Here is a 22,789-nt window from a genome sequence, read left to right as displayed (position 1 = left end):
TCATTACTACTGCCCCCAAATCGGAATGCTAAAGGGTTCGTTAAATTACTTTTGACATGTCGGGCTTCTTTAGTCGCAGCTGCTCCATAATTTCTGTGACACAGGCACTTGCTAGAGCTGTCGCTGGACCTCGCAACTGCGGATATCCCTTGATGGGTGGAATTCCATGACGGAACATGTCGTAGGCCGCATGTACATAAAGGCGAAGCGCCGATCTATTCCAAACTTCGTTGTCGGCGAGCGAGCCGCCGTACGTATTGTGCAGCCCTAAGCGATCGGCCTGCGCTGTACCTGAGCTAACATGCGAGATGGTTGCGTTCGCGTCGTGCGAACGGTGGAACGCTACTTCGGTTGGCAAGCTTACTGCAGTTGTTCCTTCTGACGCGAGGCGAAGCCATAGTTCTAGGTCAGCCGCATGACGAAACTCAGTGCTGAAACCGGATGTGCGCTCAAAATCCCGCCGGCGTATCAGGGTCGAACATGGGTCACCCAGTACGTTGCCGAATGAGAGACCTAGCGCTATCAGTGCGGCAGGGGACAGCTGAAGTTTCTCAACGGGCAACACGGCGTCGCGGCGAAGACTACGGCTGGGACTTTCGATGCGTTGTCCCTTCGCTCCGATATATCCCTGCCCGCCGAATACCAGTCCAGCTCCACTCGACATAGCTGCCTCAACCAGGGTTTCAATCCCGCTTTCTACAAGTAAGTCGTCTTGCCCCACGACGACTAAAAACTCGCCTTTGGCGGACCGCGCGGCTTCATTCCAGTTACGTGCCATACCGAGTCGTTCCGTTGCGCGTACTACTGTGCGATGGAACTTGGTGACCGACAGGCCGGACACAACTTCATCGAAGTTTGAGCTGCAGTCGTCAGAGATCAGGACTTCAATGTGGGCCCACGTCTGTCGTTCGATTGATTCGAGTAGCTCATGGAGGTAGGCGATGTCGGGGTTGTACGTTGGAATGCACAGAGAAACCAAGGGCTGAGTCAAGGAAGGATCCATTCTAGTGTGCGATGGTTGTCGCGACGTCCGAGTAATGATGATCGTCTGGAGTCTTGAGTCTTAGCCCAGCGTTCCGCGACGTGATGTTCCGTATCGCCGTTGAGGTCCTTGCAACTTGGCCTCCGAGTGTGCCCCGCGGAGGGAATCAAATTGCAGAAGTCGTGCTGTCAGTAGATAGTACCAACAGACATGACTGGAGGTTCTAGCCGAAGTGAGGAGTTAGCCTGGAGAGACGGGCGTGGGGTCAAGTTCCTGACGTATTTGCTCTTGGATGGCTGCATAGGTTTGGCTTATGCCTTCGTCCAGTGGTGTCAAGTCACAGGCGCCGAACTCATTCAGGAATCGCTTTGTATCGAGTACAACTCGATCCACGAAAGTCGCTGGCTTAGGCCGTTCAACTATCGCGAAGTCTTGACCTGTGACGCGTCGTAGTGAGTCAAGGACTTCAGTCACGGAATGGCCGCGGCCGCTTCCCAGGTTGTATATGGTGTGTCCAGGTGATTTCCCGACCACTAGCGCAATCATGCTCACCAAGTCGTCGACGTAGATGTAGTCGCGCACCATCTGTCCGTCGCCTAAGCGTACGACGGGCTCTCCGAGAGCTATTTGTCGCAACGCGATGGGAATGAGTCCTTGTTTTCGGTTAGCTCGCTGGCGGCCACCGTACGGATTGGAAATGCGGAAGACCGTTGAATCCAGGCCGTGCTTGGCCTTGAAATAGCTCAGGTAATTCTCGATAGTAAGCTTTCCAATTCCATATGGTGAGATCGGAAGAGCCCTGTCCGTTTCAAAATACTGGGACTGCCCTTGGCTGCCGTAGATAGCTCCGCCAGTGGATGCAAAATAGAAGTGCTTCACCGACGCAGCGACACAAGCCTCAAGAAGTTCTACAGTCTGGGCCACATTCGTTCGGAGATCGAACGTGGGGTCGTTTTCCGCAGTTGCTGGCGTGGTTGTCGAAAGAAAATGGAAAACATAATCTTGCCCCGAAACGGCACGTTCGATGTCGGAGCGGCTGAGGAAGTCCCCCGCAATTAAGCGAGGCGCGCTAGCAAAGAGGGGTGATCGATCAGATCGGAACCTATCGAAGGCCGTGACCTCGTGTCCGTCAAAGGAAAGTGCATCAACAAGGTGTGACCCGATGAACCCGTTTGCCCCAATAACCAGAGTTTTCGCCATGATCAGCCCTTCAGCTCGTATTGATCCAGCCTGAGGATCACGCCGTTAGCTTTTCACGTCCGGTCACCAAATCAAAAAGAACGTCGCATGCGGCCCGCGGGACGCTGTTCACGAATCAAATTTTACCCGAAGGGTTGATGCATATTGGCTGTGACTAAGTGCTCTGCTGCATGGTGTAGGTCGCAACTCGGAATGCCCCGTCACTGGACCGGCGTTAGCAGGTGCCCACGTCCCCCACACGAGAAGCCACTGCGTATTAGGTACTCCATGCCTGGATTGCAAGCGGTCGAATACACCTTTCGGATGCCGATGTTGTCGGGCGGCCGCGCCGGAAAATTCATCGAAATCACCGCCCGCCAAGGCGATGTGGCGCACCTCCGCTGGACTGCGCAGTTCCCGTCGTGAGTGCTACTTCACGTTCAGTCATACGTGTCGTGTGGCCGCGATGGTCACTCCAGTACCCGATGCGGCGATTCCTTGCATAGGCTCAGTCAACGACAAAGGGTGGGTGGTGGACGCGAGTTGGCTGTGGGCCGGTGTCTGATATGGCACTGTTTCAATCGCAGTGTCTGCCGGATTCTTGCGCTTTGTTGCCGGTGGGATTGAGGACCCGGCGTCAGCGCCGGTCGACGTGTTAAGACGTAGGGCGGGCGGCAAGGGGATATTGACGGTTCGTTCGGTAGCGTCGGGTACCAGCCTTGAGCCTCAGCGGTTCGACATGGAACGCGAATCGAGGTAGCTTCGAAGCCCGCCGATAGCGTCGGCGGCTTTGGGACGGCTTGCACTGACACGGACAAGTTGAACATCTGAGTAGGCGGTCAGGTTCAGCTTTTTGCCCGTTGCCTGCTGGATCGGTGAAGCACTCACTAGCGGCCGGTAGACCGAAATGGACGGCCAGTTCTGGCCAAACGTTGCCGTGATCGGGACGCCGGGGTCATAGAGGTCGTAGCCTGCCCGGGGCTGGCCGCCCCCGCCGAGCTGGAAGTCCGATACCTTCGAGGGCTCCCAGATGATCCACCACATTGTTCCGTCCGACTGCTGCGCAGCCAACTGGTTGAACGAGTTGAGGGCGATCCCCGACACCGTCACGTCCAGTGAGCCAGGCGTAAAGGTGGCGCCGGGGTCGGCAAGTAACGTGCACCAGTTCTTGAGAACGTGCGCGGTCAGCTTCGGGGACAGATCCGGGTTGAACAGACCATGCCTGTCCTCAATCGCCCGCCCATTCGAGTAACCGTAGTGATCATCCAGCAGTTCGTACATGTATGCCCTCTCTGCGCCCATGCCACCGAAGCCGGTGAACTTCGGGTAGGAGTTGATCGTTGTAACCGTCGCCGGGGCGATGGCATACAGCAGGAACCGAAGCAGGAGCTTCGCTGCAGTGAACTCTTCAACTTCGACGGCGGGGTCTCGCCCGTCGCCGTGCGCCAGGCCCGTCTCCGTCAGCCATAGGCCCTTCCCCGGCGCTATCGTCTTGAATTGCCCAAGCGTGGCATTGGCAAGCGACGGGACATACTCGACGATCTGCGCTGACCGGGGGTAGCTGTGCAAGTTGTTGAAATCGACATATGCGCTTTGATCGCTCAGCTGTGCGTACTTCGTGGCGTCAGCGAGAGAGGGCCCTAAGACGGGTACGGTGGGCCACGCCGCTTTCACGGTTTTGTAAAGGGTTGGTTGGAATGACGCGATGTCAGTCGACCATGTCTGGAGATGATCTGAGTCTTGGTCCAGTTCGTTGTATGTTTCGACGGCTTCAGGAGGCGGCACTTCGCCGTTCATGAGTTCGGCAAGTTTCGCCGGGCCGGTGATCGAGCGGAGCACGCCGACCCCGGCATTCTGAAACTCAATCGCGGCGTTCAGGAGGGCTGTACCCGAGGCGCCCGTTACGCTCGGAGACCACATCTGATCACGGACGTGGCGCAGCCCGAGCCATGAGACGAGCCGGGTCCAGCCGGGCTGGTTATAGCAATACGTTGCACCGGCCCGGCCAGGGGCGCCAAAGGCCGCGTGAACGTTGACACCGAGCCTGTCTACGAGATCGTCAGCCTTGATCGCTGGCAGGATAGCCATTAGGCCGGTACCAGGAACCCGACGCGGACGACGGAGCCGGACACCGCGTTGACAGCGAAGTCACGCAAGGGGCCCGACTGCGCGGCACCATTGAAGCCTCCCACCGCCTGCATCGCCCCCGGCGAGGCGGTCCCGAGCGGGAACGGCATGATGACGCTGCCCGGCGCTACTCCGCCCATGATGGGCGCGACGGACGTGACGCCCTGCGCCACGCCGCCCGCCCAGTAAAGCCCCGGCGGCAACGTGACGGTGAGGCCGCCTGGGACGGCGATGACTTTGACTCCGGTCGTTGCTCCGGCCGGGACGTTGCCACCGTCATAAACGAGTCCGCCGGGCTGACCGTAGCCGTTGTCTTTCCAAACGCCAATACGGAAGACGCACGCAGCATCGCCGATCGTGCGGACTTCTGCGATCATTGCCGTGATGATCAGTGGTGAACTCACGCTGAAAGGCGAAGCGGTGGGCCGGTCAGCGGTGGCGGTGACCGGTGCTGTCGCACCTGTCGAGCTGCACCAGTAGTAGTTCCCCGGTTTGTAAGCGACAGGCTTGCTAATTTGCCCCGGGATGGGGGCACAGTAGAACTCGACCCATGTCTGCGAGGTGATGCCGACTGTCATCGTGGGATAATTCGTGTTCCTCCACCCGTGCCCGCCTTGCAGCCATCCCTCGTTAACGTAAACGATTGCACCCGAAATATCCGTCGGCTGGCTTACATCGGTGGCGCGGTTCATCGGAGTGCTCGCGGTGGCGTAAACGTACACGCCGTTTTCGTTCGCATTCGTCTGCCCCACAAGCAGGACACGGTCCCCATTATTGAGGGTTATGGTGTCGATCGCTCCACCGGGGACACTAATCGTGACGTTGCTGGTAGCGCAAACTCGGGCGGACTTCTTCGGCCCGGCCGAGAGCGGAGCGTACCGTGCATCGAGTCCTTCAACGGGGAGATAGTTGTTTAGGGGCCGCCACACGCGGGTCGCAGAGTCGAATTGGAGGTTTTGCGCCTGGTTGGCGATCATTAACCCCATTGTGCTGGCGCGGCTGCCAACCTGGTACAGCACGTCGCCTGAGCCTGTCTGGATCAGCACAACGTTCGCGCTGTCGATTTTCTCGACTGAAACTAAAGTCTTGTCGGCGGGGTTCGTTGGCAGTGTGACAGTTATGGGTCCGGTGACGGCGTTGCAGAGAACATGCTCGTTTGCCGCAGCTGTGTAGTTTGTTGTCTTCGCCGCGCTGCGGGCGAGTCGTGGCGCATAGCTGGGCGATCCAGCGGCAGGAGCATAGGTGGCTGAAAGGTCAGGAAGCTGCGAAGGCGGGACCTTGGCCGAGCCGTCCAAAGCTGCCACACCTGAAGGGGCACCCTTTTCCGCTTGTGGAACGTACTTATCGCCTGGAGCGGCATGGGCGCTACTTGCACCAAGTCCGACCACGGCGGAAGTACCAGTGAATGCAGCCATTAGGGATCCGAATCTGAGAAGCCCACGGCGCTTTACCTCGGTATCCGCTGGGGGCACCGACTCATCCCTTTTGCCAACCTCGCTAGCCATGACTAAAAGCTATTTTGGCGCAACGGCATGAACCAGCGTGGAAGTTACGTGCCTTTTTCGGCAGTGAGTACTTGGGTGAAGTACACAGTTACTCAGTGAGCAAATTAGCTTAGGGTGCCGCATGTGAACCTAACTGTGCGCAGGCCGCGCAGCACGACAAGACCGCCCGCCATCAATAGGGGCGGGCGAACAGCACTTATCCCGCCTTATAGACCCCTAGCCGACCGCAGTTTCCACCGCGATGTGGCCTTCAACGGGACATCTAACAAGTCCGGGAAGGTGGCTGTCGGTTGATATTGTCTCGTTTCACTGTTGTCGTCCCCGCAACAACCGGGCATTTGTTTGACGTGGAGGAGCACCAGAGCGCGGTGTTCAGATACTTCGCCCGGCCCAGAGATGTTCGCACCAGCGGACGCCGTCTTCGAATTGGGCGAAACAGGAATGATGCAAGCAGACTGCTCGCTTACGTTGGTCGCTCCGGTCAAGTTCCTTACCGTAGGGGGCGGCCCACCACGAACCATTCGAAGGATCAACCTCGTGAGCGGAACGGTCTTGGATCCGCAGGGGCAACGGCCAGGCCTCGCCGGACCCCGCAAAGGCGTGCGTGCGCTGAGCCGCTGGTTGGCTCCCCAAAGGCCCGCAATATCGGCCTTTGACCCGCCGTACCCAGCTCGCGCCCAGCCTGCACTCAGCGGGGTTATGTAAACGTTATATATGCTTGATGAGTGAATTTTTGGTCAAGTAGCGAAATCCTAAACATGAGCGAACGCCCGGCCGCGCCCGAACCTGGGCTGGTGTCCGGGCGGCAGCATGCGCTCGATGGCCTGCGCACTGTCGCGGTAGCTGGCGTATTTCTCTTCCACACCGTCACCGGTTTCGCCCCCGGTGGATCCATTGGCGTGGATGTTTTCTTCGCGCTCAGTGGGTTTGTCATCACCCTGCTGATCATGAAGGAGTACCGCTCCACGGGCCGGCTCCGTCTTGGGGTTTTCTACGCCAAACGGCTCGCCCGGCTCTGGCCGGCGCTGCTGGTTCTTTGTGCTGTCGTGGTCATGGTCGGGCTGGTCTTTCCGTCGTCCGGGTGGGGCGGTCAGGAAGCCGATGCCATTCCGGCGGCCGGCTACGTGATGAACCTGTCCAACTTTGGGGCCTTCGGTTCCTCCACCGGTGGAGGTGCGTTGAGCCCAGCTTGGACTCTCGCCGTCGAGGAGCAGTTCTACCTGGTCTGGCCGGTGCTGCTTCTTGTCATGCTGCGGTTCTGGAAGGTCCGCACTGTCGCCTGGATCACGGCCGTCCTGGCGGCTGGGTTCCTGGTTTCACGGTTCTTCCTGGTTTCCGGCGGGGCATCGTTGGCCCGGATCTACAACGGGCCGGATACGCGGGCCGACGAGTTGCTGCTGGGATGCGCCATGGCCCTGGTGTTGACGTCCATCAGCCCGGGCTCGGGGCTCCACGTGTCCCTCCAGACCGGTGTGCGCCGGGTTGGTCCGTTCGCGGGGCTCGCCCTGGTGCTCGCCGTGTTCATGTTCAAAGAGCCGACCACGCCCGGTGCCTGGTTTGACGTCTTCTGGACCGTGGGCCCGACCGCCTTGGCGGTACTGTCCGGGCTCGTCGTTGGGTGGTTTGTCCTTCAGCCTGACGGCCTGATCTCAAAGATTCTGGCCCATCGCTGGCTGTCCGGCCCGGGCCGGGACCTGTCCTATGGCATGTACCTGTGGCACTTGCCGGTCTTTATCCTGCTGATTCCCATAGTTCCGTCACTCGCCGTGCGGGTGCCGCTGGCGGCAATCCTGACCGTGATGATGGCTTACCTGTCATTCCGGTTTGTGGAAACACCCATCCGCCGCTGGGCCTCCAGAAAGCTGGAGCCCGCCGTCGTCCGTCCTGTTCCGGTGCCTGCCCAGGAGCCCTCCCGCGAGCTGGAGCTGGCCGGACGCACGAACTAGGCCGCTGCGGGTCCTCCGGAGACCTACCGCGTATCAACATCCTCAAACACCAGGAAAGTCTGCGTGTCCTGGACGCCCGGCATGGCCTGCAGCTGATCGAAGATCACCCGCCGCAGGTCGGTGTTGTCGATGGCGCGCACCAGCAGGATCACATCAAAATCGCCGCCCACGAGGGCGATGTGATGGACCTCCGGGATGGAACTGAGCTGCTCGCGCAGTTCGCGCCAGGAGTGCTGGCTTACCTTCAGGGTCACGTAGGCGGAGGACTTTAGCCCGGCCTTGATGGGGTCCACCAACGCCGTGAATTTGGTCAGCACACCCTCGCCGGTGAGCCTGGCGATGCGGGTATAGGCATGGGCGCGGGAAATGTGGACGTTCTCGGCCACCTGGGTCACGGACATCCGCCCGTCCCGGGTGAGTTCGGCGATGATCCTGCGGTCCACGTCGTCCAGGGGCACCTCCCCGGAATCTCCGTCAAGTCGCGCCAATTCGTCCACCGCTCCCGCTCGTTGTCCAGATCACATCTCAATTCGTCTTCCAGATTAGGCCCATTCTGCAGAACCTTCCATGATTCTGGGAAGTACTGGATACGAAACTTCCCTTGGGGCGATACTGGGGGTGACTAGTGGCTACAGAAGGACGGACCAATGACGATCTCCGCGGACCACCCTGCGCAGGACCAGGCCGAGCGCCTGCCGGCTGAAGATGCCGTATCCGAAGCGGTGCGCAAGTTCGGCATCACGGTGGAGGACTACATGCTGCCCGCCCGTCACCAGATCCAGATGGTGGACCCGGACGGACGGCTCAAAGCAGACAGCGAGCAGGGCACCGAACCCGGCCACGAGTACCCGTTGCCCTCCGACGAGGAACTGCTGGCTGCCTACGAGCAGCTCGTCGTCGGCCGCCGGGTCAACGACCAGAACTCTGCGCTGGTCCGGCAGGGCCGCATGGCCGTGTACCCGTCCAGCCACGGCCAGGAAGCCTGCCAGGTGGCAGCCGCACTCTGCCTCTCCGACGGCGACTGGCTGTTCCCCACCTACCGGGACGCCGTGGCGGTCATGGCCCGCGGAGTTGATCCCGTGGAAACCATGACCATCTTCCGCGGCGACTGGCACAGCGGCTACGATCCGGCCCGGCACAAGGTGGGCATCCAGTGCACGCCGCTCACCACCCAGCTCCTGCACGGCGTGGGTGTCGCGCACGCGGCCAAGCTCCGCGGCGAAGACACCGTGGTCCTGGCGATGTGCGGGGACGGCGCCACCAGTGAAGGTGACTTCCACGAGGCCCTGAACTTCGCCGCCGTCTTCCACCTGCCCGTGGTCTTCTTCGTCCAGAACAACAAGTACGCCATCTCGGTTCCGCTGGCGCACCAGTCCGTGGCGCCGTCGCTCGCCCACAAGGCGGTGGGTTACGGCATGGCCGGCGAACGGGTGGACGGCAATGACGTTGTGGCTCTCCTCGCAGTGCTGGACCGGGCGGTGAAGCTCGCCCGCGAAGGTTCCGGGCCGCTCCTCGTCGAGGCCCATACGTACCGGATGCAGGCACACACCAACGCCGACGACGCCACCCGCTACCGGCAGGACAGCGAGGTGGCCGAGTGGCTGGCCAAGGATCCGATCAGCCGGATGAAGGCTTACCTCACCGGGCGCGGATTACTGGACGACGACGGCGCCGCGCGGATCGCGGACAAGGCGGAAGCGGTTGCCACCCAGTTGCGGGACGGCCTGGGCGAGGACGTCCCGGTGGACCCCCAGGAACTCTTCCGGCACGTGTTCTCGGTGCCAACACCACAGCTGAAAGAACAGTCGGCCATGCTGGCCGACGAACTTGCCCGCGAAGCGTCGTCTGAGGAGACTGCCAAGTGAGTCCGAGCATCACCACGTCGTCCGAGGCGAACGGCAACGTCAGCGCGGCAACTGCCCGGGCTGCGGCGTCCGCAGCGGCGACCGTCGAGGCCAGCGGACCGCAGGCCGTCACCATGGCCAAGGCCCTCAACACCGCTTTGGCGGATGCGATGCACGCCGATCCGTCCGTCCTGGTCTTCGGCGAGGACGTGGGTCTGCTGGGCGGGGTTTTCCGCATCACGGACGGTCTCACCAAGACGTTCGGTGAGCAGCGCTGCTTCGATACCCCGCTGGCCGAGTCCGGCATTGTGGGCATGGCCGTGGGGATGGCCATGAACGGGATGCGGCCGGTGGTGGAGATGCAGTTCGATGCCTTTGCGTATCCGGCGTTCCAACAGATCGTCAGCCACGTGGCCAAGATGCACAACCGGACCCGGGGGACCGTGAAACTGCCCATGGTGATCCGGGTTCCCTATGCCGGCGGGATCGGGGGAGTGGAGCACCACTGCGACTCCTCCGAGTCCTACTACGCCCACACCGCCGGCCTGAAGGTGTTCACCCCCGCCACCGTGGCCGATGCCTACCGGATGCTCCGCGAAGCCATCGATTCGGACGACCCCGTCATGTTTATGGAGCCCAAGAAGCTCTACTGGTCCAAGGACCTGGTGGACCTTGACGATCTCCGGGCGCAGCACTCTCTTAACGTCGAGGCTGGCACGTCCTCGGAAGGCCGGGCCGCCGTCGCCCGCTCCGGCACCGACGCAACGCTCATCGCCTACGGACCGTCGGTGCCCACCGCGCTGGCGGCTGCCGCCGCCGCCGCGGAGGAGGGGCGCTCGCTGGAAGTCATCGACGTCCGCTCCATCGTTCCCTTCGACGATGAGACGGTGTGCGCGTCCGTCCGCAAGACCGGCCGGGCAGTGGTGATCGCGGAAGCGCACGGGTTCGCTTCCGTGTCCTCCGAGATCGTGGCGCGGGTACAGGAACGCTGCTTCCACCACCTCGCGGCGCCCATCCGCCGCGTCACGGGATTTGATGTTCCGTACCCCGCGCCGAAGCTCGAGCACTACTACCTGCCCGGCGTGGACCGTATCCTCGACGCCGTAGACGACCTCCAGTGGGAGAACTGACCATGAGTGAAACGAAAGTATTCCTGCTGCCCGACCTCGGCGAAGGCCTCACCGAAGCCGAGCTGGTCAACTGGCTCGTTTCTGTGGGGGATGAGATCCGGGTGGATCAGCCCATCGCCGAAGTGGAGACAGCCAAATCCATGGTGGAAGTCCCATCCCCATACGCCGGCACGGTGACGGTGCTCCACGGCGAGCCCGGCCAGACACTGGACGTGGGCAAGCCGCTGATCTCCGTGCTTCCGGTGGGCTCGACGGCGCCGGTAGTTGAGCCTGCCTCGGTGGTTGAGCCTGCCGAAACCAAGCCTGCTGAAACCGGCGCAGCGGATACCTACCGTGAAGAAGAGAAGGCCGGGTCCGGAAATGTGCTGATCGGCTACGGGACTCCCGGCGGCAGTGGCGCTGCCCGGCGAACCAGGGCCCCCCGAACAGTGCCCGTCGCTTCGGTGATTGAGCCTGTCGAAATCCCGGATGTGGACATCTCGCTCCTCCGGACGAGTGTCCCTGGCAAACTCGGCGCCGTCATTTCACCGCTCGTCCGGCGCATGGCACGGGAACACGGCGTGGACCTGGGCAACATTCACGGCTCGGGTGATAGCGGACTGATCATGCGACGGGATGTTGAAGCGGTCATCAGCACTCCGGTGGTTGAGGCGCGCCCGGTGGTTGAGCCGGAGCGCGTGGTGAGCGAAACCCAGGGGGATGCCGATTCCCGCACAGGACTGGGAATTTCCTCCCGGACGCCCGTCAAGGGTGTCCGGAAAGCCGTTGCCGCCAACATGTCCCGCAGCCGTGCGGAAATTCCTGAGGCCACCGTCTGGGTGGACGTTGATGCCACGGCGCTGGTGGAACTCCGGGCAGGCCTCAAGAAGTCTGATCCGCACCATACGCCCGGGCTCCTCGCATTCATCGCGCGTTTTGTCACCGCTGGGTTAAAACGATTCCCGGACCTGAACACCCGCATCGAAACGGCTGCCGACGGCTCCCAGGAGATCGTTGGCTTCGCCGGCATCAACCTGGGCTTCGCGGCCCAGACGGACCGCGGACTGATGGTCCCCTCCATCCGCAACGCGGACAAACTCACTGCCCGCGACCTGGACGCGGAGATCCGCCGGCTCACCGCCGTCGTACGCGAGGGCAAGGCCACGCCAGAGCAACTGGGCAGCGGCACCTTCACGCTGAACAACTACGGTGTTTTTGGGGTCGACGGATCCGCAGCCATCATCAACCACCCCGAGGTGGCGATCCTCGGGGTGGGACGCATCATGGACAAGCCGTGGGTGGTGGACGGGGAACTCGCCGTCCGCAAAGTCACCGAACTGACGCTCACGTTCGATCACCGCGTGTGCGACGGCGGCACCGCGGCCGGGTTCCTGCGGTTGGTCGCTGACGCGATCGAGAATCCGGGATCCGTGCTGGCTGATATTTAGTTGCTGCTGGGCGCCGGTCTGAAGATCCACCGCATCCAGCTGGCGCCCAGCCTCCACCCAGCGGGGTTATCAAAACGTTATATATGCTTGCTTAGTGAATTTTTTGTTAAACCGGGAAACCTCGGTAGTAAAGGAACGCCCGTTGCAGCCCGGATCCGGGCTGCTGTCCGGGCGGCAGCACGCACTCGATGGCCTGCGCACCGTCGCGGTAGCGGGAGTCTTCCTCTTCCACACCGTCACCGGGTTCGCCCCCGGCGGATCCATTGGTGTGGACGTCTTCTTTACGCTCAGCGGCTTTGTGATCACTTTGCTGATCATGAAGGAGTACCGGGCCACGGGCCGGCTGCGCTTGCGCGTCTTCTACGCCAAGCGGCTCGCCCGGCTCTGGCCGGCGCTGCTGGTTCTTTGTGCTGTTGTTGTTACGGGCGGCCTGATCTTTCCGTCGTCCGGGTGGGGCGGTCAGGCTGCCGACGCCATTCCGGCCGCCGGCTACGTGATGAACCTGTCCAACTTCGGAGCCTTTGGTTCCTCGACCGGCGGCGGCGCGCTGAGCCCCACCTGGACCCTCGCGGTCGAGGAGCAGTTCTACCTGGTCTGGCCGGTGCTCCTGCTGCTGATGCTGCGCGTCTGGCGGGTCCGCACGGTCGCCTGGATCACAGCCGTCCTGGCGGCCGGGTTCCTGGTCTCGCGGTTCTTCCTGGTCTCCGGTGGGGCATCGCTGGCCCGCATTTACAACGGGCCGGACACGCGGGCCGACGAGCTGCTTCTGGGGTGCGCCGTGGCCCTGGTGTTGTCCTCCATCCGCCCCGGCTCCCGCCTCCACGGCTCGCTGCACGCCGGTGTGCGCCGCGGCGGTCCGTTCGCGGCACTCGCCCTGGTGGCCGCCGTGTTCGCGCTCAAGGAGCCCACCACACCCGGGGCCTGGTTTGATGTCTTCTGGACCTTCGGCCCTGCGGTGTTGGCGCTCCTGGCCGGGCTGGTGATCGGATCGCTCGTCCTCCGGCCAGTCGGCCTGGCCTCACGGGTCCTGAGCCACCCCTGGCTGGCCAACCCCGGCCGCGACCTGTCCTACGCCGCCTACCTCTGGCACCTGCCCGTCTATCTCCTGCTGATACCGCTGGTCCCGTCACTCTGGCTCCGCGTCCCGGCGGCTGCGGCGCTGACCGTGCTTATGGCCTACCTGTCGTTCCGCTTTGTGGAGAGGCCCATCCGCCGCTGGGCCTCCAAAAGGCTGGAGCCCGACGTCGTCCGTTCCGCCCCGGAGCCCGCCCGGGAACTGGAGCCGGCCGGGACGCGGTAAGCAACGCGAAGCCGGGGCTCTGTGTTCGCCGCGGTCGGAGCCGTCTCCCTAGCCGGTAGGGCCTACCGAGAGCCTGAGAGCAGCGGCGCCGTATCCCAATCGATGCTACGGGCAGGGGCGGGTATGTCCGCCGGCAACTCCGGGGCCGGGGCGGGTGTTTCGACCGGCACCTCAGGGGCCTCGTCCGTGGCAGGGGGACCGGGCTGCCGGGCGCTGTGGTGGGCAATGACCGCGGTCCGGCCGCAGTGGGGACACGTCGTTTCGCCGAGGCCGGTGGGATCGGTGCAGTGCAGTCCGTTGCGAAAGAAGTAGTCCCGTTCGTGTCCGTGGCCGTCCTCAACATGCTGGACGTCATACTCGGCACCCCAGGCATGGTCGCACCCAGTGCAGGTGAACATAAACCGGTCGAACGAAATTTCCCTAAGAATCATGGCTTTCTCCTTTCAGTCTGCCCCACCAGTCCTGCTCTAATCCGAGCCCCACTGGTGTGATACAGATCACGGACGCTTGTTCCAGATGCAAAGTTACGCCGAAGAATTCATATAGTCGAGACTTTTAAAGAATAAATGTTTTCTCAATTCGGTGTACAGGTACGGGCGCGGCTTCGCGTGGCGGGATCGGATGGGCCGCGTTCTGCCGGCCCGGCCATGCCCGTTGGCCGTGATCAGCGCGTATCCACATCCTCAAACACCAGAAAAGTCTGCGTGTCCTGGACGCCCGGCATGGCCTGCAGCTGGTCGAAGATCACCCGACGGAGGTCGGTGTTGTCGATGGCGCGCACCAGCAGGATCACATCAAAATCGCCTCCCACGAGGGCGATGTGGTGGACCTCCGGTATGGCGCGCAGCTGCTCGCGAAGCTCACGCCACGAGTGCTGGCTCACCTTGAGCGTCACGTAGGCGGAGGACTTCAGTCCGGCCTTGATGGGGTCCACCAGGGCCGTGAATTTGGTCAGCACCCCTTCGCCGGTCAGCCTGGCGATCCGGGTATAGGCGTGGGCGCGGGAGATGTGGACGTTCTGCGCCACCTGCGTCACGGACATCCTGCCGTCCCGGGTGAGTTCGGCGATGATCCGGCGATCGACGTCGTCCAGCGGCACCTCGCCGGGCTCGCCTTCAAGTCGTGCCAATTCGTCCACCGCTCCCGCTCGTTGTCCGGATCACATTTCAATTCGTCTTCCAGAGTAGGTGCAACCGACGGAACCTTCCACGATTCGGCGAAGTGCTGGATACGAAACTTCCCTCAGGGACGGTTAGCGGTGGTGGGCGTGTTCAGAGGACGATGTTGCTGGTGTAACGGATCTTCGCAGCAGTTGCCATCACATCGGAGACGATGCCCGGCGCGTTCAGGGGTGAGGAGAACTCTGGGGCGGCCGGTATGGCGTCCTCGGTCCACAGTGTCACCACCTTGCGGCTCAGGGCCATGGCCGAGAGGGAGTACACGCCATCAAGGTCCGGCCACGTCTCATGGATAGCACGGGCCCAGGCTCGGGTTCGCTCCTTCTCGCCGAAAGCGATCTGCGCCGAACCGCCGGCCGGCAGCAGCCAGTCTCCCGTGAGGTCGGCCAGTACCAGGTCACGCGTGGTACTAAACGCAGTGACGTAAGGGTCGTCGCGGTCGACGTCGACGAAACGGGTCAGCTGGAATACCTCCGCCAAGCACGTCAGCACGTCCTCACCGAGGTAGGCGGCACCCAACGGCGCGGCATCACCTGGCGGCAGCGGGTGAGGTTCCCAGCGTGAGCCCGGCACGGGCCCCCAGGTGCGCAGGCGGTTCCACGGCACCACATGCCACGAGGTGGTGAAGTGGATCCGCCACAGCACGGAGCCAGCCGGTATCGTCTTTGCTTCGTACCCCAGAGCCCGCAGGGTAGCCGTGTCCGGCGGGTACTGGTCCGGCATCAGTAGCCGGCCGCCAGTCCCTCGGCAAGGTCGACGACGACCTTCTTGCTGCCGCCGGCCTCCAGCCATGACTTGGCCGAGACGTGCATTCCGTTCAGGACCAGGTCGGGTTGGGGCGTTAGGAAGAACCCGGCCACCGCCTGCGGGTGCAGGTCGTCGGGCAACGCACCAAGAACGTCCTCCAAGGAGGGGATCGACTTGTCACCCGTATCGTTAAACTGCCATTGCGGGAAGGCTAACTTGCCGTTGATTAGGTACGAGTAGAGCTTCCGTGCCGATTTGTAGTGTCGGATGGTGGACGCGGACATGCGCATGCGCTCGGCGACCTCGGCGGCTGTGAGGGCAGAAGCGTCAAGAACGAGCCGGGCGGCGGCGTTCGCCGCGGAGGCGATAGCGACGGCGGCATGGTCGGCTGCGATTCCCGAGTTCTTGTCCCAGAAGTCCCGGTCGCGTGCAGACAGGTCGGCTGCCGTCGTGCTGCGGGTCATGTCTACCAGGGCTGAGACCAGGTCCTGTTCAGAAAACGAGGGACGGGCAGAGCTGATCCATGCATTCAGGGTGCCGGCCCCGTGGCCAAGCTTCATTCTGGTGCGGCGGTCCTTGACAGCGATGACGTCTCCTAACGACCTCCACAGTCTATGCCATTGCTAATGATTGTGGAAAAGGGGAGTTCTAGCCGCTAGCTCCTCGGAAAGGCGCCAGCCCAGGCCCAGCGTTTACCGGCTGAAGAGGCTGCCACGAAAGCGGTCGTTTGTTTGTTCGGGCAGCTCCGCGTGAGGCAGGCGTGGGGCCAAGACGGTTTTACCCTTTTCAATCTGGTCTCAGAGGCGCGGTGTTCACGGAGCAGTTTATGGCTGAGGGATCATTGGCCCGGTCTGCAATTGAGAGCGCCGAACTTGGGCTCTGCGGATGCCGGTATCCGTACGGACTCCGACGAACAAGGCATACGAAATTATCGCCCCCGGCCAAAAGGGCGGGGGCGATCTCTAATCCCTGGGGGATGCCCACTCCGCCGGACCGATAGTCGTGCCAATTCGTCCACCGCTCCTGCCCGTTGTCCGGATCACATTTCAATTCGTCTTCCAAAATAGGTCCATCCGGCGGAACCTTCCATGATTCTGCGAAGTACTGCCGCCGACGGCTCCCAGGAGATCGTTGGCTTCGCCGGCATCAACCTGGGCTTCGCGGCGCAGACGGACCGCGGACTGATGGTCCCCTCGGTACGCAACGCGGACAAACTCAGTGCCCGCGAACTGGACGTGGAGATCCGCCGGCTCACCGGCGTCGTACGCAAGGGCAAAGCGACGCCGGAGGAACTGGGCAGCGGCACCTTCACGCTGAACAACTACGGTGTCTTCGGGGTGGACGGCTCCGCAGCCATCATCAACCACCCCGAGGTGGCGATCCTCGGGGTGGGACGCATCATCGACAAACCGTGGGTGGTGGACGGCGGGCTCGCGGTCCGCAAGGTCACCGAACTGACGCTCACGTTCGATCACCGTGTCTGCGACGGCGGCACCGCAGCCGGATTCCTGCGGTTCGTTGCGGATGCCATCGAAAAGCCCGCCACGGTTCTGGCCGATATCTGACCCCGGCTAACGACACCTGACTTGGGCGATGGAAGGGATTTGGTCGCCGAGCCCGTAGTGGTGGAGAAAAGATCGGGTACCGGCTACTCGTGTACGGCAACGGCACATTCGGTTTACTTATTGTGCCGGCGGCTTCCAGGGGTGGTGCCCACAGGGTCGCCGCCGGCGCCATCATCTGAAACGACTAGAGCCCCCGTCGATGGCGGAGTGGACGGAAAACGCAGGATCCCATGCGAATCAGAGTGACTTCCGGGGACGGCTTGGAACTTATGAATTGCCCGCACCAGTTTGTGGGCCGTGGTGACGACTGCTCCGCTTCGGCGACGCAGGGAGAGTCCGTCGAACCGCAGAATCGCGGACAGCTGAGAACGTAGCTGGTCCGGACTGCCCCGGCTGCTCGGAACACCGGACCGTCGCAATTAGCCCGCCCGCCGCCGTCGGCCATTTCGGGCCAGTATGATGTGCCGGGTGACGAGCAACGGTAGCAGCCCAGCATGACCAGGCGGGAGTGGATCAAATACGGTGCACTTTTTCTGCTGGCCGTAGCCGCGTTCGGGGTAGCGGGTATCGCCCTGACGAATCCGCGTGGTCCAGGCGATGCCGTAAGCCCCATGCCGGCAAGCTCGCCGGCGGCCACGCCGACTATGGCGACCCCGGCACCCACAGCCACTGTCCAACAGCTGAAAATCCAGCTTCCCACCCAGCCTGTCCTCCTGATTCTTGGCGATTCGTACACTGCCGGTGTGGGCGCGGACCAGCCAGGCGAGGGGTGGGCGTACCTTGTTGCCGACTCACTCGGATACCCCGCCAACATCGACGGCGTAGGCGGAACCGGCTTCGCGTGGGGCGGTGGTCCGCAGGACAACCAGGCACGTGAGTACGAAGTCCGGTTGCGGGAAATCGCTGAGGATCCGCGCTTCGTCCCCAACGTCCTCATCCTGCAAGGCGGCCAGAACGACGCCCTGATCACCAGCCCCGATGAAATTCAAACCGCCACGGCGCAGACAATCGAGACGGCCCGCAGGTTGTGGCCCGGCGTCCAGACAATTGTTCTTGGACCCTCGGCCCCCCAGCCGCTAGCGGAGGAACTGCAACGTGTGAACAGCGCCGTCCGCGCCGGCGCCGCAGCCGCCGGTGCTCCGTTCATCGACGCCTACGAGGCCGGCTGGTTCACGGGTGCCAACAGCCCGGGATTCGACTTTGACGGTGCGCACCCGAACACCGCCGGCCACGCCCATCTTGCTGAGAAGTTCCTGGAGTCCTGGGCCACGCTGATTCAGTGAGCCGGCTCCTGCGGACGCGGCGATGCCTCGTGGACGCCATCTACTAGCGCGTATCCACATCCTCAAACACCAGGAAAGTCTGTGTGTCCTGGACGCCCGGCATGGCCTGCAATTGATCGAAAATCACGCGCCGCAGGTCGGTGTTGTCGATGGCGCGCACCAGCAGGATCACGTCAAAATCGCCGCCCACGAGGGCGATGTGATGGACCTCCGGGATCGCGCGCAGCTGCTCGCGCAGCTCACGCCATGAATGCTGGCTCACCTTCAACGTCACGTAAGCAGAGGACTTGAGGCCGGCCTTGATGGGGTCCACCAAGGCCGTGAATTTGGTCAGGACACCTTCGCCGGTCAGCCTGGCGATGCGGGTGTACGCGTGGGCCCGGGAGATGTGGACGTTCTCGGCCACCTGCGTCACGGACATCCTCCCGTCCCGGGTGAGTTCGGCGATGATCCTGCGATCGACGTCGTCCAGCGGCACCTCCCCGGACTCTCCTTCAAGTCGTGCCAATTCGTCCACCGCTCCCGTCCGTTGTCCAGCTCACATTTCAATTCGTCTTCAAGACTAGGTCCATCCGGCGGAACCTTCCATGATTCCGCGAAGTACTGGATACGAAACTTCCCTTGGGGCCCGTCGTCAGATCCAGATGGTGGACCCCGGACGGGCCGATCCGTCCGTCCTAGTCTTCGGCGAGGACGTGGGCCGCCTGGGAGGGGATTTCCACATCACCGACGGGCTGACTGCTGAATTCGGGGAGCATGCAGGAGACTCGGCCGCTGCATTAGCTTTTGCGCCGGGCGCGGCACATGGGGCGTAGCGCTCACTGTTCGGACAGGAGCTTCAGGTATTGCTTGCGGGCGGGCATGGCATGAATGACCATTTCGTTTCCGCTGTCGAACCGTAAGACGACTAGCTCCAGCAGCGTCCCTTGAATGTCGAAGCCCAAGATGAGCCGGCGTGCAGGGCTTCCATCGTCGAGGTAGCTTTCATGGATGCCGTTAGCAACTGCGTGTAGAGCGTCTTCCTCACTTACTCCATGTTTTCTGGCCGAAATGTGGACAGTTCGTTTCACGAAGCGTGCAAGTAGTGCCGAACCGCGTCGCGAATCAGAACGGATTTACTGATATGCCTTTCGGCAGCGCTCTGCGACAATAGCTCCGCCAACTCCGGTTCCAGGCGCACGGACAGCTGCACGCCGGGACTTTGCCCCAACGACGGGCGGCCTCGCCGAGGAGGATGCAGCTTCTCGACTTCATAGCCTGCCTCAGCTTCATTTGCCCAGGCCTGAATCATCTCTTCCGTGACCGGCAGGCCGTCGATGGTTTCCCGTATTTTTGTCATACATAAATAATACGCTTCGACCCCATTGTTGGTAACCCCAAATACCGGGCGGGGGAGCGGCTCCGGCCGCGCTGCCCCCGAGCCGGTCACCGGCTTGCCGCCGGAGGTTCGACGGCGGTGGCCTGCTCCTCGCCGGAGTCGTCGCCACGATCATTCTCGCCGGCGTGCTGGCGGCAACGCGCGGGCACCTTCCCCAAGTCCACGCCGCCGCCGACTCCCAGCGCGTCGCTCACTGCCGAGCCGCCGTCCGCCGCACCGGACAACGTGAAATGAATTGACGCGAATATCGGTTGTAGCCGATAGTTAGATGACCGCGAAGGGAGACGGTAATGAGCAAACTCTTTGACGAGCTCGGCATTGACGCTGAAGACTCGTCGGTAGTTCATGCGAAGGAGGATGCCCGTACGCTGACGGAAACCATCCTTCAGCTGGTGGAGCGCCGGAAGCACCTGAAAATAAAGCAGAGCCAACTAGCCAAAATTATGGGAACGTCCCAGTCGACGGTCTCCGAGTTTGAGCGACTCGGAGGCAACCCGACGCTGTTCACGCTCCAGCGATACGCTCGCTCCGTGGACGCAGAGCTTGTTATTCAGGTGAAAGCCCGCAAAAGTCGCTGCCACCAGCCCGATGGGTGGACCGTGAACTCTGACGAACAAGTCGAGTGAAATTGTCGCCTCCGCCATTAAGGCTGGGGCGATTTTTTATCCCTGGGCGATGCCGACACCGCCCGGACCGATATGCGCGCCAATACGTCCACGGCTCCCTGCTGCAGCGCCACCGCTGGTTGCGATTCGTCTCTCAAAATGACCTTATGCACCTGTCTTCTCCACGATTCGCTCAGGTACTGGATACGAAACTTCTCTGAGGGACATACTGGAACCGACTAGTGGCTACAGAAGGACGGACCAATGACGATCTCCGCGGACCACCCTGCCCAGGACCAGGCCCAGCGTTTGCCGGCTGAAGATGCAGTATCCGAAGCGGTGCGCAAGTTCGGCATCACGGTGGAGGACTACATGCTGCCCGCCCGCCACCAGATCCAGATGGTGGACCCGGACGGGCGGCTCAAAGCAGAAGGCGAGCAGGGCACCGAACCCGGCCACGAGTACCCGTTGCCCTCCGACGAGGAACTGTTGGCTGCCTACGAGCAGCTCGTCGTCGGCCGCCGGGTCAACGACCAGAACTCTGCGCTGGTCCGGCAGGGACGCATGGCCGTGTATCCGTCCAGCCACGGTCAGGAAGCCTGCCAGGTGGCAGCCGCACTCTGCCTCTCCGACGGCGACTGGCTGTTCCCCACCTACCGGGACGCTGTGGCGGTCATGGCCCGGGGGGTTGATCCCGTGGAGACCATGACTATTTTCCGGGGTGACTGGCACAGCGGCTACGATCCGGCCCGGCACAAGGTGGGCATCCAGTGCACGCCGCTCACCACCCAGCTGCTGCACGGCGTGGGTGTCGCGCACGCGGCCAAGCTCCGCGGCGAGGACACCGTGGTCCTGGCGATGTGCGGGGACGGCGCCACCAGCGAAGGTGACTTCCACGAGGCCCTGAACTTCGCCGCCGTCTTCCACCTGCCCGTGGTCTTCTTCGTCCAGAACAACAAGTACGCCATCTCGGTTCCGCTGGCGCACCAGTCCGTGGCGCCATCGCTCGCCCACAAGGCGGTGGGTTACGGCATGGCCGGCGAACGGGTGGACGGCAACGACGTTGTGGCCCTCCTCGCAGTCCTTGACCGGGCGGTGAAGCTCGCCCGCGAAGGTTCCGGGCCGCTCCTGGTGGAGGCACACACGTACCGGATGCAGGCGCACACCAACGCCGATGATGCCACCCGCTACCGGCAGGACAGCGAGGTGGCCGAATGGCTGGCCAAGGATCCCATCAGCCGGATGAAGACCTACCTCACCGGGCGTGGACTGCTGGACGACGACGGCGCCGCGCGGATCTCGGAAAAAGCGGAAGCAGTTGCCACCCAGTTGCGGGACGGCCTGGGCGAGGACGTTCCGGTGGACCCGCAGGAACTCTTCCGGCACGTGTTCTCGGTGCCCACACCACAGCTGAAGGAGCAGTCAGCCATGCTGGCTGACGAACTTGCCCGCGAAGCGTCATCTGAGGAGACTGCCAAGTGAGTCCGACCATCACCACCTCGTCCGAGGCGAACGGCAACGTCAGCGCGGCAACGGCCCGGGCTGCCGCCTCTGCCGCTTCTGCGGCTGAAGCATCCGGGCCGCAGGCCGTCACCATGGCCAAAGCCCTCAACACGGCGTTGGCGGATGCCATGCACGCCGACCCGTCGGTCCTGGTCTTCGGCGAGGACGTGGGCCTCCTCGGCGGGGTCTTCCGCATCACGGATGGCCTCACGAAGACCTTCGGGGAGCAGCGCTGCTTCGATACCCCGCTGGCCGAGTCCGGCATTGTGGGCATGGCCGTGGGGATGGCCATGAACGGGATGCGGCCGGTGATCGAAATGCAGTTCGACGCGTTTGCGTACCCGGCGTTCGAGCAGATCGTCAGCCACGTGGCCAAGATGCACAACCGCACCAAGGGCGCCGTGAAGCTGCCCATAGTGATCCGGATTCCGTACGCCGGCGGGATCGGGGGAGTGGAGCACCACTGCGACTCCTCCGAGTCCTACTACGCCCACACCGCCGGCCTGAAAGTGTTTACCCCCGCCACGGTGGCCGATTCCTACCGGATGCTGCGCGAGGCCATTGATTCGGACGACCCCGTCATGTTTATGGAGCCCAAGAAGCTCTACTGGTCCAAGGACCTGGTGGACCTTGAAGATCTCCGGGCGCAGCACTCTCTTAACGCCGAGGCTGGCACGTCCTCGGAAGGCCGGGCCGCCGTCGCCCGTTCCGGCACCGACGCAACGCTGATCGCCTACGGACCGTCGGTGCCCACGGCGCTGGCGGCTGCCGCGGCCGCTGCGGAAGAGGGGCGCTCGCTGGAAGTTATCGACGTCCGTTCCATCGTTCCCTTTGACGACGAGACCGTGTGCGCGTCCGTCCGGAAGACCGGCCGGGCCGTAGTGATTGCCGAAGCGCACGGCTTCGCGTCCGTGTCCTCCGAGATCGTGGCGCGCGTCCAGGAACGCTGCTTCCACTACCTCGCCGCCCCCATCCGCCGCGTCACGGGATTTGACGTCCCGTACCCCGCACCGAAGCTCGAGCACTACTACCTGCCCGGCGTGGACCGCATCCTCGACGCCGTTGACGACCTCCAGTGGGAGAACTGACC

Annotated in this window: 21 protein-coding genes and 2 pseudogenes; 11 read left to right on the top strand and 12 right to left on the bottom strand. The window is 62.8% G+C overall.

Translation table 11 applies throughout. The annotated features are described in order from the left end of the window. Positions 1–40: 40 nt before the first annotated feature. The 4 genes from ACQCSV_RS16230 to ACQCSV_RS16215 all read right to left on the bottom strand — a co-directional run bounded on the left by ACQCSV_RS16230 (position 41) and on the right by ACQCSV_RS16215 (position 5,583). Positions 41–991, bottom strand: a complete 951-nt coding sequence (locus ACQCSV_RS16230; RefSeq protein ID WP_426938798.1) for a glycosyltransferase family 2 protein — start codon at positions 989–991, stop codon at positions 41–43. A 231-nt stretch (positions 992–1,222) separates the two neighbouring features. Next, a complete protein-coding gene (locus tag ACQCSV_RS16225) occupies positions 1,223–2,182 on the bottom strand; it encodes an NAD-dependent epimerase/dehydratase family protein (protein ID WP_426938797.1) in 960 nt (319 codons plus the stop codon). A 705-nt stretch (positions 2,183–2,887) separates the two neighbouring features. Then, the gene (locus tag ACQCSV_RS16220; protein WP_426938796.1) at positions 2,888–4,249 is read right to left on the bottom strand and encodes a hypothetical protein; all 1,362 of its coding nucleotides are present in this window, start codon (positions 4,247–4,249) and stop codon (positions 2,888–2,890) included. Further along, the gene (locus ACQCSV_RS16215; protein ID WP_426938795.1) at positions 4,249–5,583 is read right to left on the bottom strand and encodes a hypothetical protein; all 1,335 of its coding nucleotides are present in this window, start codon (positions 5,581–5,583) and stop codon (positions 4,249–4,251) included. The genes ACQCSV_RS16220 and ACQCSV_RS16215 overlap by 1 nt, the downstream gene beginning before the upstream one ends. A 968-nt stretch (positions 5,584–6,551) precedes the next feature. On the opposite strand from ACQCSV_RS16215, the gene ACQCSV_RS16210 reads away from it, so the two are divergent. Next, entirely contained in the window at positions 6,552–7,739 is a 1,188-nt protein-coding gene (locus ACQCSV_RS16210; RefSeq protein ID WP_426938794.1) for an acyltransferase family protein, read from the top strand. A gap of 23 nt (positions 7,740–7,762) precedes the next feature. On the opposite strand, the gene ACQCSV_RS16205 is transcribed toward ACQCSV_RS16210, so the two are convergent. Then, on the bottom strand, positions 7,763–8,227 hold the full coding sequence (locus ACQCSV_RS16205) for an Lrp/AsnC family transcriptional regulator (RefSeq protein WP_426938793.1): 465 nt from the start codon (positions 8,225–8,227) through the stop codon (positions 7,763–7,765). A 159-nt stretch (positions 8,228–8,386) separates the two neighbouring features. On the opposite strand from ACQCSV_RS16205, the gene ACQCSV_RS16200 reads away from it, so the two are divergent. The 4 genes from ACQCSV_RS16200 to ACQCSV_RS16185 all read left to right on the top strand — a co-directional run bounded on the left by ACQCSV_RS16200 (position 8,387) and on the right by ACQCSV_RS16185 (position 13,440). Beyond that, a complete protein-coding gene (locus ACQCSV_RS16200; protein WP_426938792.1) occupies positions 8,387–9,604 on the top strand; it encodes a thiamine pyrophosphate-dependent dehydrogenase E1 component subunit alpha in 1,218 nt (405 codons plus the stop codon). Continuing rightward, a complete protein-coding gene (locus tag ACQCSV_RS16195) occupies positions 9,601–10,713 on the top strand; it encodes an alpha-ketoacid dehydrogenase subunit beta (RefSeq protein ID WP_426938791.1) in 1,113 nt (370 codons plus the stop codon). Before ACQCSV_RS16200 ends, ACQCSV_RS16195 begins: the two co-directional genes overlap by 4 nt. A 2-nt stretch (positions 10,714–10,715) precedes the next feature. Next, entirely contained in the window at positions 10,716–12,140 is a 1,425-nt protein-coding gene (locus tag ACQCSV_RS16190) for a dihydrolipoamide acetyltransferase family protein (RefSeq protein WP_426938790.1), read from the top strand. A gap of 94 nt (positions 12,141–12,234) precedes the next feature. Then, entirely contained in the window at positions 12,235–13,440 is a 1,206-nt protein-coding gene (locus tag ACQCSV_RS16185; protein ID WP_426938789.1) for an acyltransferase family protein, read from the top strand. Between the two features lie 62 nt (positions 13,441–13,502). Here ACQCSV_RS16185 and ACQCSV_RS16180 read toward each other — a convergent pair whose 3' ends face one another. The 4 genes from ACQCSV_RS16180 to ACQCSV_RS16165 all read right to left on the bottom strand — a co-directional run bounded on the left by ACQCSV_RS16180 (position 13,503) and on the right by ACQCSV_RS16165 (position 15,925). Next, on the bottom strand, positions 13,503–13,871 hold the full coding sequence (locus tag ACQCSV_RS16180) for a hypothetical protein (RefSeq protein WP_426938788.1): 369 nt from the start codon (positions 13,869–13,871) through the stop codon (positions 13,503–13,505). 233 nt (positions 13,872–14,104) lie between these two features. Then, on the bottom strand, positions 14,105–14,569 hold the full coding sequence (locus ACQCSV_RS16175) for an Lrp/AsnC family transcriptional regulator (RefSeq protein WP_426938787.1): 465 nt from the start codon (positions 14,567–14,569) through the stop codon (positions 14,105–14,107). A 142-nt stretch (positions 14,570–14,711) separates the two neighbouring features. Then, on the bottom strand, positions 14,712–15,341 hold the full coding sequence (locus ACQCSV_RS16170; protein ID WP_426938786.1) for an RES family NAD+ phosphorylase: 630 nt from the start codon (positions 15,339–15,341) through the stop codon (positions 14,712–14,714). Then, complete coding sequence (locus tag ACQCSV_RS16165; RefSeq protein ID WP_354161511.1) at positions 15,341–15,925, bottom strand: hypothetical protein; 585 nt, start codon at positions 15,923–15,925, stop codon at positions 15,341–15,343. The genes ACQCSV_RS16170 and ACQCSV_RS16165 overlap by 1 nt, the downstream gene beginning before the upstream one ends. A gap of 543 nt (positions 15,926–16,468) precedes the next feature. Here ACQCSV_RS16165 and ACQCSV_RS16160 point away from each other — a divergent pair. Both ACQCSV_RS16160 and ACQCSV_RS16155 read left to right on the top strand, forming a co-directional pair. Then, a pseudogene (locus ACQCSV_RS16160) lies at positions 16,469–16,930 on the top strand (2-oxo acid dehydrogenase subunit E2); the annotation flags it as partial. A 494-nt stretch (positions 16,931–17,424) separates the two neighbouring features. Continuing rightward, positions 17,425–18,213, top strand: a complete 789-nt coding sequence (locus ACQCSV_RS16155) for an SGNH/GDSL hydrolase family protein (RefSeq protein WP_354222722.1) — start codon at positions 17,425–17,427, stop codon at positions 18,211–18,213. A gap of 43 nt (positions 18,214–18,256) precedes the next feature. On the opposite strand, the gene ACQCSV_RS16150 is transcribed toward ACQCSV_RS16155, so the two are convergent. Then, positions 18,257–18,721 carry an Lrp/AsnC family transcriptional regulator gene (locus tag ACQCSV_RS16150; protein WP_141141390.1) on the bottom strand — a complete coding sequence of 155 codons (465 nt, stop codon included), beginning with the start codon at positions 18,719–18,721 and terminating at the stop codon, positions 18,257–18,259. Between the two features lie 136 nt (positions 18,722–18,857). Here ACQCSV_RS16150 and ACQCSV_RS16145 point away from each other — a divergent pair. Then, positions 18,858–18,968: pseudogene (locus ACQCSV_RS16145) on the top strand (alpha-ketoacid dehydrogenase subunit beta); the annotation flags it as partial. 63 nt (positions 18,969–19,031) lie between these two features. On the opposite strand, the gene ACQCSV_RS16140 reads toward ACQCSV_RS16145, so the two are convergent. Beyond that, the gene (locus ACQCSV_RS16140) at positions 19,032–19,283 is read right to left on the bottom strand and encodes a toxin (protein WP_354222724.1); all 252 of its coding nucleotides are present in this window, start codon (positions 19,281–19,283) and stop codon (positions 19,032–19,034) included. After that, positions 19,280–19,552 carry a ribbon-helix-helix domain-containing protein gene (locus ACQCSV_RS16135; protein WP_354222726.1) on the bottom strand — a complete coding sequence of 91 codons (273 nt, stop codon included), beginning with the start codon at positions 19,550–19,552 and terminating at the stop codon, positions 19,280–19,282. The genes ACQCSV_RS16140 and ACQCSV_RS16135 overlap by 4 nt, the downstream gene beginning before the upstream one ends. Positions 19,553–19,881: 329 nt before the next feature. Here ACQCSV_RS16135 and ACQCSV_RS16130 point away from each other — a divergent pair, with 329 nt between their 5' ends. The 3 genes from ACQCSV_RS16130 (at position 19,882) to ACQCSV_RS16120 (ending at position 22,787) form a co-directional block, all read left to right on the top strand. Continuing rightward, positions 19,882–20,217 carry a helix-turn-helix transcriptional regulator gene (locus ACQCSV_RS16130; RefSeq protein ID WP_354222728.1) on the top strand — a complete coding sequence of 112 codons (336 nt, stop codon included), beginning with the start codon at positions 19,882–19,884 and terminating at the stop codon, positions 20,215–20,217. A gap of 243 nt (positions 20,218–20,460) precedes the next feature. Further along, entirely contained in the window at positions 20,461–21,678 is a 1,218-nt protein-coding gene (locus ACQCSV_RS16125) for a thiamine pyrophosphate-dependent dehydrogenase E1 component subunit alpha (protein ID WP_426938785.1), read from the top strand. Further along, positions 21,675–22,787 (top strand): alpha-ketoacid dehydrogenase subunit beta, encoded by a 1,113-nt coding sequence (locus ACQCSV_RS16120; protein ID WP_426938784.1) that lies wholly within the window; start codon positions 21,675–21,677, stop codon positions 22,785–22,787. Before ACQCSV_RS16125 ends, ACQCSV_RS16120 begins: the two co-directional genes overlap by 4 nt. The last annotated feature ends 2 nt before the right edge of the window (positions 22,788–22,789 follow it).

It is taken from the genome of Pseudarthrobacter sp. S3, assembly GCF_050156905.1.
GTDB lineage: Bacteria > Actinomycetota > Actinomycetes > Actinomycetales > Micrococcaceae > Arthrobacter.
The sequence above is the reverse complement of the archived record's forward strand: the minus strand, read 5'-3'. Positions and strand labels throughout refer to the sequence as shown.

Excerpts from the sequence above, each read along its gene's own strand:
- ACQCSV_RS16225 (WP_426938797.1), bottom strand. The coding sequence starts at position 2,182 with ATGGCGAAAACTCTGGTTATTGGGGCAAACGGGTTCATCGGGTCACAC.
- ACQCSV_RS16220 (WP_426938796.1), bottom strand. The coding sequence starts at position 4,249 with ATGGCTATCCTGCCAGCGATCAAGGCTGACGATCTCGTAGACAGGCTC.
- ACQCSV_RS16210 (WP_426938794.1), top strand. The coding sequence starts at position 6,552 with ATGAGCGAACGCCCGGCCGCGCCCGAACCTGGGCTGGTGTCCGGGCGG.
- ACQCSV_RS16200 (WP_426938792.1), top strand. The coding sequence starts at position 8,387 with ATGACGATCTCCGCGGACCACCCTGCGCAGGACCAGGCCGAGCGCCTG.
- ACQCSV_RS16190 (WP_426938790.1), top strand. The coding sequence starts at position 10,716 with ATGAGTGAAACGAAAGTATTCCTGCTGCCCGACCTCGGCGAAGGCCTC.
- ACQCSV_RS16180 (WP_426938788.1), bottom strand. The coding sequence starts at position 13,871 with ATGATTCTTAGGGAAATTTCGTTCGACCGGTTTATGTTCACCTGCACT.
- ACQCSV_RS16170 (WP_426938786.1), bottom strand. The coding sequence starts at position 15,341 with ATGCCGGACCAGTACCCGCCGGACACGGCTACCCTGCGGGCTCTGGGG.
- ACQCSV_RS16165 (WP_354161511.1), bottom strand. The coding sequence starts at position 15,925 with ATGAAGCTTGGCCACGGGGCCGGCACCCTGAATGCATGGATCAGCTCT.
- ACQCSV_RS16155 (WP_354222722.1), top strand. The coding sequence starts at position 17,425 with ATGACCAGGCGGGAGTGGATCAAATACGGTGCACTTTTTCTGCTGGCC.
- ACQCSV_RS16135 (WP_354222726.1), bottom strand. The coding sequence starts at position 19,552 with ATGACAAAAATACGGGAAACCATCGACGGCCTGCCGGTCACGGAAGAG.
- ACQCSV_RS16130 (WP_354222728.1), top strand. The coding sequence starts at position 19,882 with ATGAGCAAACTCTTTGACGAGCTCGGCATTGACGCTGAAGACTCGTCG.
- ACQCSV_RS16125 (WP_426938785.1), top strand. The coding sequence starts at position 20,461 with ATGACGATCTCCGCGGACCACCCTGCCCAGGACCAGGCCCAGCGTTTG.